15 protein-coding genes and 1 tRNA gene are annotated in these 12144 nt (G+C 68.4%); 9 read left to right on the top strand and 7 right to left on the bottom strand.

Going from position 1 to position 12144, the window contains the following annotated elements:
* The first annotated feature begins 14 nt into the window (after nucleotides 1–14).
* From OM513_RS07735 to OM513_RS07725, 3 genes are all read left to right on the top strand, one after another.
* Nucleotides 15–641, top strand: a complete 627-nt coding sequence (locus OM513_RS07735) for a peptidoglycan recognition protein family protein (RefSeq protein WP_264943593.1) — start codon at nucleotides 15–17, stop codon at nucleotides 639–641.
* An 88-nt stretch (nucleotides 642–729) separates the two neighbouring features.
* On the top strand, nucleotides 730–1287 hold the full coding sequence (locus tag OM513_RS07730; protein ID WP_264943592.1) for a hypothetical protein: 558 nt from the start codon (nucleotides 730–732) through the stop codon (nucleotides 1285–1287).
* Between the two features lie 383 nt (nucleotides 1288–1670).
* Nucleotides 1671–2078: a glycine zipper 2TM domain-containing protein gene (locus tag OM513_RS07725; protein WP_264943591.1), complete on the top strand. Its 408-nt coding sequence runs from the start codon at nucleotides 1671–1673 to the stop codon at nucleotides 2076–2078.
* A gap of 9 nt (nucleotides 2079–2087) precedes the next feature.
* Here the strand turns inward: OM513_RS07725 and OM513_RS07720 are convergent, their stop codons facing one another.
* The 3 genes from OM513_RS07720 to OM513_RS07710 all read right to left on the bottom strand — a co-directional run bounded on the left by OM513_RS07720 (nucleotide 2088) and on the right by OM513_RS07710 (nucleotide 4342).
* Complete coding sequence (locus OM513_RS07720) at nucleotides 2088–2645, bottom strand: hypothetical protein (protein WP_264943590.1); 558 nt, start codon at nucleotides 2643–2645, stop codon at nucleotides 2088–2090.
* Between the two features lie 13 nt (nucleotides 2646–2658).
* A complete protein-coding gene (locus tag OM513_RS07715) occupies nucleotides 2659–3060 on the bottom strand; it encodes a low affinity iron permease family protein (protein ID WP_380916299.1) in 402 nt (133 codons plus the stop codon).
* Between the two features lie 847 nt (nucleotides 3061–3907).
* Complete coding sequence (locus OM513_RS07710) at nucleotides 3908–4342, bottom strand: cupin domain-containing protein (protein WP_264943589.1); 435 nt, start codon at nucleotides 4340–4342, stop codon at nucleotides 3908–3910.
* Between the two features lie 122 nt (nucleotides 4343–4464).
* Here OM513_RS07710 and OM513_RS07705 point away from each other — a divergent pair, with 122 nt between their 5' ends.
* The 4 genes from OM513_RS07705 to OM513_RS07690 all read left to right on the top strand — a co-directional run bounded on the left by OM513_RS07705 (nucleotide 4465) and on the right by OM513_RS07690 (nucleotide 6957).
* Nucleotides 4465–4821, top strand: coding sequence for a glycine zipper 2TM domain-containing protein (locus OM513_RS07705; protein WP_264943588.1), 357 nt, complete (start codon nucleotides 4465–4467; stop codon nucleotides 4819–4821).
* Between the two features lie 56 nt (nucleotides 4822–4877).
* On the top strand, nucleotides 4878–6065 hold the full coding sequence (locus OM513_RS07700) for a glycosyltransferase (RefSeq protein WP_264943587.1): 1188 nt from the start codon (nucleotides 4878–4880) through the stop codon (nucleotides 6063–6065).
* A gap of 69 nt (nucleotides 6066–6134) precedes the next feature.
* The gene (locus OM513_RS07695; protein ID WP_264943586.1) at nucleotides 6135–6293 is read left to right on the top strand and encodes a hypothetical protein; all 159 of its coding nucleotides are present in this window, start codon (nucleotides 6135–6137) and stop codon (nucleotides 6291–6293) included.
* Nucleotides 6294–6360: 67 nt separating this feature from the next.
* Nucleotides 6361–6957, top strand: a complete 597-nt coding sequence (locus OM513_RS07690; protein ID WP_264943585.1) for a hypothetical protein — start codon at nucleotides 6361–6363, stop codon at nucleotides 6955–6957.
* A gap of 450 nt (nucleotides 6958–7407) precedes the next feature.
* Here the strand turns inward: OM513_RS07690 and secF are convergent, their stop codons facing one another.
* The 3 genes from secF to yajC are packed head-to-tail and all read right to left on the bottom strand — an operon-like array spanning nucleotide 7408 to nucleotide 10350.
* Nucleotides 7408–8379 (bottom strand): protein translocase subunit SecF, encoded by a 972-nt coding sequence (secF, locus tag OM513_RS07685; protein WP_264943584.1) that lies wholly within the window; start codon nucleotides 8377–8379, stop codon nucleotides 7408–7410.
* Between the two features lie 13 nt (nucleotides 8380–8392).
* Nucleotides 8393–10006, bottom strand: coding sequence for a protein translocase subunit SecD (gene secD, locus OM513_RS07680; protein WP_264943583.1), 1614 nt, complete (start codon nucleotides 10004–10006; stop codon nucleotides 8393–8395).
* Complete coding sequence (gene yajC, locus OM513_RS07675) at nucleotides 10006–10350, bottom strand: preprotein translocase subunit YajC (protein ID WP_264943582.1); 345 nt, start codon at nucleotides 10348–10350, stop codon at nucleotides 10006–10008. The genes secD and yajC overlap by 1 nt, the downstream gene beginning before the upstream one ends.
* A gap of 186 nt (nucleotides 10351–10536) precedes the next feature.
* On the opposite strand from yajC, the gene OM513_RS07670 reads away from it, so the two are divergent.
* Both OM513_RS07670 and OM513_RS07665 read left to right on the top strand, forming a co-directional pair.
* Nucleotides 10537–10613: transfer RNA gene (locus OM513_RS07670), tRNA-Pro, on the top strand.
* A 97-nt stretch (nucleotides 10614–10710) separates the two neighbouring features.
* On the top strand, nucleotides 10711–10914 hold the full coding sequence (locus tag OM513_RS07665) for a hypothetical protein (RefSeq protein WP_264943581.1): 204 nt from the start codon (nucleotides 10711–10713) through the stop codon (nucleotides 10912–10914).
* 5 nt (nucleotides 10915–10919) lie between these two features.
* Here the strand turns inward: OM513_RS07665 and OM513_RS07660 are convergent, their stop codons facing one another.
* Entirely contained in the window at nucleotides 10920–11885 is a 966-nt protein-coding gene (locus OM513_RS07660; protein ID WP_264943580.1) for an energy transducer TonB, read from the bottom strand.
* Nucleotides 11886–12144: the final 259 nt, after the last annotated feature.

The following is a 12144-nucleotide window of genomic DNA, read 5'->3' as shown; positions in this document are numbered from 1 at the left end:
AGGACAGGACGATCATGGCAATGTTCGATATCGCCCCCGGGCTGCGTTTCTGCGCGCGCGCGGCATGGGGCGCCGATCCGCGGCTTCCCCGGCTGGGGGCGCCCGTGCCCCGGACGGCGCGCACGCATGTGTTCGTGCATCACTCCACCCTGGGCGAGCGCGACGCCACCCCCGCGCTGTGGGAGACGGAGGCGGGCATCTTCGCGGCGATGCGCACGCTCCAGCGCTGCCGCCCCGATCTGGGCCTGGACGTGCCGTACAGCTTCGTCGCCTTCCTGGCCGCGCCGAACGACGGGCTCTATATCTGCGAGGGCCGGGGCGAGGACCGTTCGGGCGCGCATACCGTGGGGCATAACAGCGCGGCGATCGGCATCGCCTTCGCGGGCGATTTCGAGAACCGGCCGCCCGCGCCCGACGCGATCGCGCGGCGCATGCCGGCGCTGTCGCGCTTCCTGGGCTGGCTGCGCCACGAATGCGCCCATCCCGGCTATGCGGCCCCCGCGCCGATGGAGCTGCTCGACAGCCGCCACCCGGCGGGCCGCGCGGTCTGGTTCCATTCGGATGTGAAGGCCACCGCCTGCCCCGGCCGCCACCTGAAGCCGCATCTGGAAGGCGTGATCTTCGCCCCTCCCGGCGGCTGAGGCCGTGCCGAAGGGGCATCGCGGGCTGGAAAGCCGCCCGATCCGCGCTAGGATCGGCGCCGTCCAACCCATGGCGAGGATCGCGCCGATGCCCCGTTTGCCCCATGTCGTGCCGCTGGCCGCCGCAGCCGCGCTGGCCGTGGCCGCCCCCGCGCATGCCTGTCCCCCGCCCGCGCCGCCGCCGCCGCCGCCCGCGCGCGAAATCGGCGAGAGCGACGCCGCCTATCAGGCGCGCTATGCCGCGATGCTCCAGGCCCAGGAGGCGGAGCGGCACCGCGCGGCGGAGGCGTGGATGCTCGCGCGCGACAGCGGCCTGTGGGCGGAGGCGCGCGCCGTCGTGCTCGCCACGGTGACCAAGGGCGACCTGCGCCGCAAGCGCAACGGGCTGGAGGTTTCGGCGGTGGAGATGCGCCCAGTACGCCGGCTGAAGGGCAAGATCCCTCCCGGCCGCTTCCTGGTGGCGCAGGAAGGGCTCACGAGTTGCGGCTTCTATGGCGGCGGCGATGCGATCGGGGCGCGGCCGGGCCAGCGCTTCGTGGTGTTCGTCCTGCCGCGCGGCGAACGCGGGCGGGCGGATCGGCACGATTCGCTGGGCGCCGAATCGGCGCGCGATCCCCGCACCCGCGCGGCGCTGGGGCTCGATTGAGCGCGGATCGAACGGCTTTCGATCCGGTCGCACCGGATCGCCGCGCGATTTTCCCCGTCTGCCGCGATTTCCGGGCAGCCGGGTGATTCACCCGGCCGCAATAGGCGCCATGCCGGCCCGCGGGGGGGAGCATCTTCCCGCGGGCCGGCGGCCGGTCACTGCTTCACGCACGCCTTCAGCGTGACATAGGGTGCGTTGGTGCCCGGCTGGATCGTCTCGCCGGGGTTCAGCGCCCGCGTCGGCCCGGCGCACGCAATTGCCGGCCGGGTCTAGCGGTGGAGGAGCCCAGATCCGCGTGACAGCCGTCACGCCTGCCGCGCCCCCGCGAAACCTTTTGCGCCGCCCGTGCATTCCCTTCCCCGCGGGGAAGAAAGGAGATGGACATGCGCGCAATCACCCTGGGATTGCTGGCCACGGCCGCGCTCGCCACCGGATGCACCGATACCGGCTATGGCTATGGCGCGGGCTATTCGGGCTACCGCGATTATGACTGGAACCGCCCGGATCCCAGCTACGGCGGCTATTACGCCGATCGTTATTACCGCAGCGACCGGCGCTATCGCCCGCACCGGATGAGCCGTTCCGACCGTGTCTATCGCGGGCAGGACGGTCGCTATTACTGCCGCCGGCCGGATGGCACCACCGGGCTGGTGGTCGGCGCGATCGCTGGCGGCGTGCTGGGCAACATCATCGCGCCGGGCGGATCGGAGACTCTGGGAACGCTGCTGGGCGCGGGCGTCGGCGCGGCCGTGGGTGCCGAGGTCGATCGCGGCAACGCGCGCTGCGAATAGCGCCCGTTCTCAGCCGAGGATCTGCAGCACTGAGAAGAGGAAGTAGAAGGCCAGGATCGCGCCGAGCAGCAGCCCCGTAGCCCAGTGCGGCTTCACCACCGCGGCCGCGGCCATCACCGCCAGCAGCCCGCCGTGCATCCCCAGCGCCGCCGGGGTCAGCATGGCGGGCGGCAGTTGCGAGAACATCGCCACGGTCGCCATCAGGTTCGCGGCGAAAACGCCCCCCAGCGCCCGCCGCTTGTACCGTTCGGCCCATAAATCGAAATCGGGCCAGTCGGCCGGATCGTCCGGAAACACCATCGACGCGGCGAAATAATAGACGCCGGTAATCGCCAGCCCCAGCAGCAGCACCCCGAAATTGGCGGGCACCAGATCGCGTATCTGCCACGCCGCGCTCCAGAACGACACCAGGTCCACCATCACGAACAGGCCCAGCAACGGCGTGACCCAGCCGATGCGCACCGCCCCGCGCAGCTTCAGCGTGCGCACCAGCCCGGACATCACCTCGACCAGGCTGAACCCCAGCAACAGGCCGAACAGCGAGAAGGTGAATTCGAACGCGCTCATCGCCCCCGCTCCGTCAGCGCCGGCCCAGCAGCCGCTCGATGCCCAGGTGGCGCGCGGGCTCATCCTGCCCGCATTCGCGCTCCAGCGTCTCGCGGATTGCCATCAGCTCGCGCTCGGTAAGATGCTCGATGCCGATGAACTCGTTGCGCCCGTTGTCCAGCGCGCGGATGATCTCGTCCAGCTTGGCCTGGATCGCCGATGCGTCGCGGTTCTGAGCATTCTGGATCAGGAACACCATCAGGAAGGTGACGATGGTGGTGCCGGTGTTGATCACCAACTGCCAGGTGTCGGAAAAGGCGAACAGCGGCCCCGTGATCCCCCAGACCACGATCACCATGAAGGCGAGGACGAAGGCCGGCGGACGCCCGGCCCAGCCCGCCACCGCCTGGGCGAATCGTTCGAACAGCCGGCCCACCATCGCGCATCTCTCCGCATCGCCGCGCCAGATGGCGGCGCGCATTGACTGGCGCGGAAGGCGGGGGCGCGCAAGGGGCGGGCGCGTGCGGCGGCGCGGGCACAGCAAAAGGGGGCCGGCATTGCTGCCAGCCCCCATGTCGCCGGTTTCGGCCGCATGCCCGGACGGGTGTAGCGGTCAGCTTCGGCGGCAGCCCATCCCGCGCCGGCAAGGGCATGCGGGCTTGGCGTCGGTCGTCGAGGCCGGCCGTTTTCCACCCCCGAAGGAGTTTCGGTTGCCGGCCTCGGCGACCCGCTCCACGTCTGCCCGGGGGCAGGCGCGAAGCCTTGCCGGATGTCCTGCTCCCAGTTGTCCGATCCTTCCGCATCGCTTGCGCAATCCGAACGATCGCTGGTCCCCGATCCTCCCGCACCGCTTGCGCGATCCGGGCGATCCCGCGGCCTTGGTCCCCGCTTTCGCGGTTTCCTCCACCCCGGTGCCTCCAGCCCCTTGCGAGGCTTTCCGCAGGCACGTCCGGTTCCCTTTCGGGTCCCTTCCGCGGGAGCTTCCGGTGTCGCTTGCGCGCCGCCTTCCGCTCCGGTCCGCCGGAACATCCCCGTCCCTGCAACTAGCGGTTTCCCGAAGGCACCTGCCCGTCGCCGGTCCGTTGTAGAGCCTTGATTTACCCCGGTTTCCCTGGGCGCCATCGCCTCTCTACAAGTCAGAGACTGTCACTGAATCGCGGGGTGCGGAAGCGGGAAAATGGCCGCTTCGGCCTGTTAATAACGTGGATAACGGGGATAATCCGGGCCTTGAGCTTGTTCGCCCTTGGCAGCTTCGGCCCCGGCCCGCCTGGACGGAACACACTCTATTCCACCCCCGGCGGAGCCCATCCCGGCGGCGCCAGCTCGAACCCGGCGAAGTCGAATCCGGGTACCACGGTGCAGCTCACCAGCCCCCAGCCCTCGCGCGCCTCGGTCGCCTGCCAGCGGCCGGCGGGCACGATTCCCTGCGGCGCGCAGCCCCCTAGCACATCGCCGCCCAGGCGCAACTCCGCGATCGCGCCGTCCGCCTGCTCGATCATCAGCGCCAGCGGGCTGCCGGCGTGCCACAGCCAGATCTCGTCGGCGTCCACCCGGTGCCAGTGCGATCGTTCGCCCGCCATGAGCAGGAAATAGATCGCCGTCCCCGCCGCGCGCGTGCCCTCCGCGCCGTCCGCGCGCCAGGTCTCGCGATACCAGCCGCCCTCCGGGTGCGGCTTCAGCCCCAGCCTGTCGATGATCGCGCGCGCCTGATCGTCCATCCGCCCGTTCCCCTTCCCCGCCTCCCTCGCCCGAAGCGGGGGCGGATGCAACCGCACGGCCGCCGGGACGTTGATTGCGCGCCCAGGCCGGCACCGACCGGCCCCGTAAAGGGAGTAGAACCATGCGTACCATCATGCTCGCGCTCGGCGCGGCCTCGCTCGCGATTCCGGCGGGATTCACCATCCCCGCCGCCCCGGCGCAAGCCAAGGCGGCGGCGGCGAAGGACAGCCAGGATCGTCGTTATCACAAGAAACGCTATGCCTATCGCGAATGGCGCGGGCGCGACGGCCGGATGTATTGCCGCAAGCCCAACGGCACCACCGGGCTGGTGGTCGGCGCCGCGGCGGGCGCGTTGATCGGCCGCAGCGTGGACACCCATGGCGAACGCACCACCGGCACGCTGATCGGCGCCGCCGCCGGCGCGCTGATCGGCCGCGACATCGATCGCAACAGCAGCCGCAAGCGCTATTGCCGCTAACCCGGCGCCGCCGGCCGCAAGCAGCATGTTAACCCGGCCGCGCTAAGGCCGGGAGCATGCTGCGCGTGCTGACCCTGGCGACGCTGTTCCCCGATGCGTCGCGGCCCAATTTCGGCATCTTCGTCGAACGGCAGACGCTGTCGCTCGCGCGGCGCGGCGATGTGGAGATCCGCGTCGTCGCGCCCGTCGGCATCCCGCCCTGGCCGCTGTCGCGCCACCCGCGCTATCGCGCGCTGGCCGGGCTGCCCGATCGCGAGCGTTGGAAGGGGATCGAGGTGCATCGCCCGCGCTTCCTCAACCTCCCCGGCACCGGCGGACGGTTCCACGCGCGCATGGTGGCGCGCGCCGCCGAACCGGTGATCGCCGCGATCCGCCGCAGCTATCGCTTCGACATCCTTGTGGGCGAATTCTCCTATCCGGACGGCCCGGCCGTGGTGGCGCTGGCGGAGCGTTTCGGCGTGCCCTGTTCCTTCACCGCGCGCGGGGCGGATATCTCGCACTGGGCGCACCAGCCCGCCACGGGCGCGCAGATCGTCGCCGCGTCGCGCCGTGCCAGTGGCATGCTGGCCGTCTCCGATGCGCTGCGCGACGAGATGATCGCGCTCGGCATGCCCGGCGATCGCATCCGCCAGAACACCACAGGCGTAGACCTTTCGCGCTTCGCCCCGCGCGACCGGGCCGCGGCCAGGCGCGCGCTGGGCGTCGCCGGCCCGCTGGTCGCCTCGGTCGGCGCGCTGATTCCGCGCAAGCGCCACGATATCGCGATCGACGCCGTCGCGCGCCTGCCGGGCGTATCGCTGCTGATCGCGGGCACCGGGCCGGAACAGGGGCGGCTCCAGGCGCGGATCGACCGGCTGGGCGTGGGCGATCGCGTGCGGCTGCTGGGCGCGGTGCCCGGCGAGGCGATGCCGGAGCTGCTGGGCGCCGCCGATGTGATGGCGCTGGGTTCCGAAAGCGAAGGCCTGGCCAATGTGTGGATGGAGGCGCTGGCCTGCGGCACCCCGGTGGTGGTGCCCGATGTCGGCGGGGCGCGCCAGTTGCTCACCGCGCCCGCCGGCGGCCGCATCGTCGCGCGCACGCCGGAGGCCTTTGCCGATGCGATCGCCGCCACGCTCGCCAGTCCGCCCGCCCCGGCCGATGTCCGCGCGCTGGCCGAGCCCTTCACCTGGGAAGCGAACAGCGCCCGCATCCACGCCTGGTATTCGGGGCTCGTCGCCGCAGGTCCGGTGGCTGCGGCCGCCTGACCGCGCGGGAACCGGCCGCCGCTTTCGCCCGTTCCTTCCCTGACAGGGGCGAAACGAAGGAGCAGGCCGATGCGCCTTACCCCCACCAATGCATCCCATGACCAGAATGGCACCCGCCGCCCGCCCCAGCGCCCCAAGCCGCGCCGCGCGGCTCCGCGTCTGCGCGAGGAAGAGCCCGATCTGCTCGAGATCATCTTCATCCCCGAGCCGCGGCGCCGCGACTCCTGATCCGGTGCGCAGTTGACAAGCCGGCACGCTTGCTGAGACGCTGCACGCCCGATCACGGAGACCGCCGATGGCCAAGAAGAGCGAACGCAAGCTGCTGCGCCTGCCCAAGAAGCTCGCCGGGGTGAAGATCCCCAAGGCGCTGCGCGATCAGGGCCATGCCATCGCCAAGCTGGCCAAGCATCCGCTGGTGGCCGATATCGTCGCCGCCGGGCTGGTCGCGCTCGCGGCGAAGGTGCGCGACGGCAAGGCCGGTCCCGCCGCCGATACCGCCCCCGCCGACGCGCCCAAGCCCGCCGAGCCGCTGAAGACCGCGCCGACGCGCAAGGCGCCAAAGGCCAAGGCACCGCCCGCGCCCGCCGATGCGGCACCGGCCGAGCCGCCGGCGCCCCTGGTTCCCGCGCCCGCCCCGGCTCCCGCTGCGAAGGCGGCAAAGCCCAAGGCCGCCGCCCCGCTGAAGAAGGCCGCCACGCGCAAGGCCCCTGCGGCGAAGCCGGCCGCGGCCCCCGCGCCATCGGCCTCCGCCGATGCGCTGGTCCCCGCCGCACCGGTCAAGAAGGCGCCGACGCGCAAGGCGCCCTCGGCCGCGAAGCCCGCCGCCGCCAAGCCTTCCGCCGTCCCGCCCAAGCGGCCGCGGCGCCGCCCGGCGGCCAAGCCGGGAAGCTGATCGCCTCTCAGCACGGGGGCGCCTTGGGGAACCGGCAACGGTGGTGCGGCGGCGGCGCTGGCTACAGCATCGCGTCTCGAATCCCGGTCGCGTTCTCTGTCGGATGGAACGCAGCCTTCCATAGAGGCGGGGCGGCGGTGCCCGCGCGGCGGCGTTGGACCGCCCCTGTTTGAATCACGCGACGGCGCGAAGAGGGGCCTGCTGCGACAGCGGCCCTCCATTCCCAGCGCCGCCGCGCGCGCAGACCGCCGAATAAGCGCCTTCGGCGCGATCGGGCGACGCATCCCAGCGCCCGCCGAGCCTCTACGCGAACCCAATTCTCTCTAGATCTCCGCGCCTTCGCGCCTTCGCGTGAAAAAAAGCGAAGCCGGGATAGCCCAGGGCGAACGGATCAAAGCCCGCCCCGTTGCGCAACGCCGGTACCCGCCCGATAAGGGCGCGCGCCGGGCGTCAGCCCTCGTCGCGCGGCCCCATGCGCTCGGCCCCGGCGATCGGCGAGGTCACTTCCTTCGGCACGAAGCTGTCGGGCTTCAGCCGCAGCCACAGCAGGATCGCGGCGGCGACATAGATCGACGAGAAGGTGCCGATCACGATGCCCAGCAGCATCGCCGCGGTGAAGCCGAAGATCACGTCCGGTCCCAGCACCAGCAGGATGGTGAGCACGATGCCCAGCGAAAGGCTGGTCACCACGGTGCGCGACAGCGTCTCGTTCACGCTCAGGTCGAGCAGCTCGGGGATCGCCATCTTGCGGTATTTGCGCAGATTCTCGCGGATACGGTCATAGACGACGATCGTATCGTTCAGCGAATAGCCGATGATCGTCAGGATCGCGGCGACGATGTTGAGGTCGAACTCCAACTGCGTCACCGCGAAGAAGCCCAGCGTCAGCACCACGTCGTGGAACAGCGCGAACAGCGCGCCCACCGCGAAATGCCATTCGAACCGCACCCAGATGTAGAGCGTGATGCCCAGCATCGCGAGGATCAGCGAGATCATGCCGGTGCGGAACAGTTCGTTCGAAACCTTGCCCGACACGCTTTCCACGCCGCCCACATGCGCGCCGGGATAGTTCTTCTCGATCATGGCGCGCATCGCCGCCGCGGCGCGATCGGCCGCGGCCGCGTCGCCTTCGGGCAGGGGCGCGCGGATGCCGATCTCGGTCGGCTTGCCATATTGCTGGATCGTCGCCTCGCCCACGCCCAGCGCGTCGAGCTTCGAACGCAACTGATCGAGCTGCACCGGCTGGGCAAAGGTGACGCGCACATTCTGGCCGCCGACGAAATCGATGCCCAGGTTGAACCCGTTGATGAAGCACAGCGTCAGGCTGCCGAGGATCAGCGCCAGGCTGAACGCCATCGCCCAGAAGCGATAGCGCAGGAACGGGAAGTTCGTGTTGTCCGGGACAAGCTTGAGGGGGCGCATGACCGGCAATTCCTCAGATGTTGATCGACTTCGGCCGGTTGCGCTTCAGCCAGTCCGCGACGAGCAGACGGGTGAAGGTGACGCCGGTGAAGACCGAGGTGACGATGCCGATCGCAAGCACGATCGCGAAGCCGCGGATCGGGCCGGATCCGAACGCGAACATGATCACGGCGGAAATCACGTTGGTGATGTTCGCGTCGAAGATCGCGCGGCTCGCTTCCTTATAGCCGAACTCGACCGAGGAGAGCGCGTTGCGGTTGCGGATGCGCTGCTCCTCGCGGATGCGCTCGTTGATCAGCACGTTGGCGTCCACCGCCGCACCGATCGTCAGCACGAAGCCGGCGATACCGGGCAGCGTCAGCGTGGCGTTGAACACCGCCATGATGCCGATGATCATCACCGCGTTCACCAGCAGCGCCAGCGTCGTATAGACGCCGAAGCGCATATAGGTGATCAGCATGAAGAAGATCAGCGCCGCCGTGCCCAGCACGCCGGCCAGCACGCCCTTCTCGATCGAATCGCGGCCCAGTTCGGGCGAAACCGTGCTTTCCTGAACCACCTTCAGCGCCACGGGCAGCTTGCCCGAACGCAGCGAGATCGCCAGCTCGTTCGCGCTCTCCACGGTGAAGCCGCCGGAGATGCGCGCCTGGCCGCCGATGATCGGCTCCTGGATGTTCGGCGCGGAGATCACCACGCCGTCGACGATGATCGCGAACGGCCGGTTGACGTTCTCGGTCGTCACCTTGGCGAAGCGCTTGCTGCCCGCGCCGTCCAGCGTCAGCGTCACGATCGGGCGGCCGTTCTGCTGGTCATAGTCCTGGATGGCGTTGACCACCATGTCGCCGGTGATCAGCGCGTTGCTGAACACCGCGATCTTGCCGCGGCCCGCGGGATCGCCGGGATAGCTCAGCACCTCGCTGCGCTCGCCGTTCGCGGTCGGCGCGACCAGGCCGGATTCCAGCTCCTTGTCGCTGGCGGCGGTGTTGACCAGCTTGAACTCCAGCTTGGCGGTCTGGCCCAACTGGCGCTTCAGCCCTTCCGGATCCTGCAGGCCCGGCACCTGGACCACGATGCGGTTGGTGCCCTGGCGCACGATCGTCGGCTCGCGCGTGCCCATCGCGTTGATGCGGCGCTCCACCACTTCGCGGGCGTCGCCCATCGCGGTGTCGATCGCCTCGTTCAGACCCTGCTTGGTGGGGGTCAGCACGAATTCCTGGCTGTTCACCACCTCGATGTTCCAGGTGCGCTGGCCGCTCATCCCGGCGCCGGTGGTGTAGGGGTTCAGCCGCTCGCGGACCAGGTCCACCTTCGAAGCGTCCGCCACCATGAAGCGCAGCTTGCCGTTCTCGGTGGAGATCGGGCTGATCTGGATCTTCTCGCGCCGCGTCTCGTTGCGCACATTCTCGCGCATCTGGTCCAGCTTGGCGGCGGCGACGTCCTTGGTGTCGGCCTCCAGCAGCAGATAGCTGCCGCCCGCCAGGTCCAGGCCCAGGCTGATCGTGGGGCGCATCCAGCCGGGCAGGCCGCTCAGCGCGCTGGCCGGAAGGAAGCTGGGCACGGCGAGCAGCGTCGTGACGACGATCGTCACGATAACCGCCCACACCTTCCAGCGCGGAAACTCGAGCATCAGTCGTTCGCTGGCTTGGCGCCGCCCGCGGGCCGGACTTCGGCGAGCGTGGACTTGACCGCGCGGACCTTCACATTGGTCCCCAGTTCGATCTCCACCTCGGCCTCGTCAACCTTGGTGACCTTGCCGATCAGGCCGCCGGCGGTGACGACCTGGTCGCCCTTCTTCACAGCGTTGATCGTGGCCTGATGCTCCTTCTGCCGCTTCTGCTGCGGACGGATCAGCAGGAAATAGAAGGCGACGAAGAGCAGCGCGAACTGGCCGAAGAACAGGACGGTCTGAATCGTACCGCCGCTATCGGCGGCCGCGCCTGCGGTCTGGGCATAAGCTGGGGTGATGAACATAGGTTCCCTGGGGCCTGGTTCCCGGGGCGGGATTATCCGCCTCCGTACAAGGGGCGCGCGCTATCACGCGCACATCGGCCGCGCAACTCTTGAAGATTTGCCGCGCCGTCCCCAGCGGCCCTGCGCCGGCCGCCGCATCCGCCCTTGCATCCCGCCGCACACCCGCCTAGATGCGCGTCCCTCGGTCGGGGCGTAGCGCAGCCTGGTAGCGCATCACACTGGGGGTGTGGGGGTCGCAGGTTCGAATCCTGTCGCCCCGACCAATTTTCCACATCATTAGAATCGCTTGCGCGAGTGCTTGCCAAGAGCACCACGCGGCACCGCGCACGCTCCTAGCATATTTCCAGCCGTCGCCCCCGAATGAACGCCATCAGCGATTGCTCCAGCGGCAGCACCTCGTTGCAGAATGCAGATTCTCCGCACCTCGTCGTCGATCATCGCCAGATTGCTCTCGGGGCAGCCACGTTAGGCAAGCTGCGGCCGGAAAAACCCGCAATGCCGCGGCGGGGGCGCCTTTGCAGCCCGCGTTTCGACGGAGGCGGGTTCGGCAAGACAATCCAGTGACGGGCTCATGGCTGCGCGGAGCCGATGTTCCCGTCTGCGGATTCGAGGGACCATCGAAATCGGCTCTCGAATGCACCGGGGACTGGCTTCCCCTGCGCATTCTTCGCTGGGTTGAAGCGAGCTCGTCGCATCAGGAGTGAGCATGTCGCGTTGTCCAGAACCGAATGACCACTTGACTGCGTGATCGTGCAAGCGACAGGCGATCCGGAAACATCGATGTCGATCCTGAAGCTCGTAACGCCTTGCTGCCCCGCGCGCCTCGCACCGGGCGGGTAGTCGTCATTCGTAACCCACGAGCCAACCATTCCGCGCGGCGACGCCGGGCTTGCTCCCACGGACGTGCGCGGCGGCACGTCCGGATCCGCGAACGGGTCCCGCGGATGCTTGCGCGCAAAATTCCCGCCGCACTTAACCAGCAAGAACACGGCCTTCGAGCTACCCTTCAAGCTCAGCTTTTCAACCCTTCTCCCGCGATATAGAAATGAAATACCGTCCGCCGCCGCGATATCGTCGAGCACTTCAGCATCCAATGTGATGCCCACTGCGCGACCGGAAACCCCCAGAAAATCCTTCGAGCCCCAGCCGTCGTCTGTCCGCCCCCGTGTGTGGAATAATATCTCTATCGGATAGATCGTCCCAGATTCCACCGAAGCGAACAGCTCGTTCGAAATGATCAACATGGAGGTTGAATCGTAGGCTCGGTAGGTGAAGGTAAGATCAGTACCACCGACGAAAGACGCAGTGGCGAAGCATCCGTCATTCGACTCAGCAATTAGCCAAGGCCCAACCTGCCCGTAAATTTCATCGCCCCGGGATTGCGCCCGTATCGGAGGCGCAACCACGATCAAAATCAAGATCATCAACCAACGTACTGATTTTCCTAAAAAACAAACGAATTCAGAAAAATAGAAATAATGATCTTCATTTGAATTCGACTGCAAATTTCGGCGCTCTGACTGTCTCATTTTCATGCTGGTCCTGATAACAGGACGGAGGATGCCAACGGTTATGACCGCTAGCAAACCTATTCTCGAGGGTTGTGGATCGAAGATAGAGAACCACGCCGCATGGAATATTGCGAGGGGCCATTCTTCCGAGGACGTTACCGCCGCGCCTCTGCGTGAACCAATGAGACACCTCCGGAATCCGAAGGACGCGGGAACGGGATAAACGATACTGGCACACAACCCACGGCGGCGGGCGCCGCGCCGCCCGCCGCCGCGGCCCTCA

The sequence above is a fragment of the Sphingomonas canadensis genome (genome assembly GCF_026013525.1).
GTDB lineage: Bacteria > Pseudomonadota > Alphaproteobacteria > Sphingomonadales > Sphingomonadaceae > Sphingomonas > Sphingomonas canadensis.
Note: the sequence above shows the minus strand (reverse complement) of the source record. Positions and strands in the feature narration are given on the sequence as shown.

Bases quoted from the DNA above. Each gene is read 5' to 3' on its own strand.
- OM513_RS07735 (WP_264943593.1), top strand. From the start codon at position 15: ATGGCAATGTTCGATATCGCCCCCGGGCTGCGTTTCTGCGCGCGCGCG.
- OM513_RS07730 (WP_264943592.1), top strand. From the start codon at position 730: ATGCCCCGTTTGCCCCATGTCGTGCCGCTGGCCGCCGCAGCCGCGCTG.
- OM513_RS07725 (WP_264943591.1), top strand. From the start codon at position 1,671: ATGCGCGCAATCACCCTGGGATTGCTGGCCACGGCCGCGCTCGCCACC.
- OM513_RS07720 (WP_264943590.1), bottom strand. From the start codon at position 2,645: ATGAGCGCGTTCGAATTCACCTTCTCGCTGTTCGGCCTGTTGCTGGGG.
- OM513_RS07710 (WP_264943589.1), bottom strand. From the start codon at position 4,342: ATGGACGATCAGGCGCGCGCGATCATCGACAGGCTGGGGCTGAAGCCG.
- OM513_RS07705 (WP_264943588.1), top strand. From the start codon at position 4,465: ATGCGTACCATCATGCTCGCGCTCGGCGCGGCCTCGCTCGCGATTCCG.
- OM513_RS07700 (WP_264943587.1), top strand. From the start codon at position 4,878: ATGCTGCGCGTGCTGACCCTGGCGACGCTGTTCCCCGATGCGTCGCGG.
- OM513_RS07695 (WP_264943586.1), top strand. From the start codon at position 6,135: ATGCGCCTTACCCCCACCAATGCATCCCATGACCAGAATGGCACCCGC.
- OM513_RS07690 (WP_264943585.1), top strand. From the start codon at position 6,361: ATGGCCAAGAAGAGCGAACGCAAGCTGCTGCGCCTGCCCAAGAAGCTC.
- secF (WP_264943584.1), bottom strand. From the start codon at position 8,379: ATGCGCCCCCTCAAGCTTGTCCCGGACAACACGAACTTCCCGTTCCTG.
- secD (WP_264943583.1), bottom strand. From the start codon at position 10,006: ATGCTCGAGTTTCCGCGCTGGAAGGTGTGGGCGGTTATCGTGACGATC.
- yajC (WP_264943582.1), bottom strand. From the start codon at position 10,350: ATGTTCATCACCCCAGCTTATGCCCAGACCGCAGGCGCGGCCGCCGAT.
- OM513_RS07665 (WP_264943581.1), top strand. From the start codon at position 10,711: ATGAACGCCATCAGCGATTGCTCCAGCGGCAGCACCTCGTTGCAGAAT.
- OM513_RS07660 (WP_264943580.1), bottom strand. From the start codon at position 11,885: ATGAAAATGAGACAGTCAGAGCGCCGAAATTTGCAGTCGAATTCAAAT.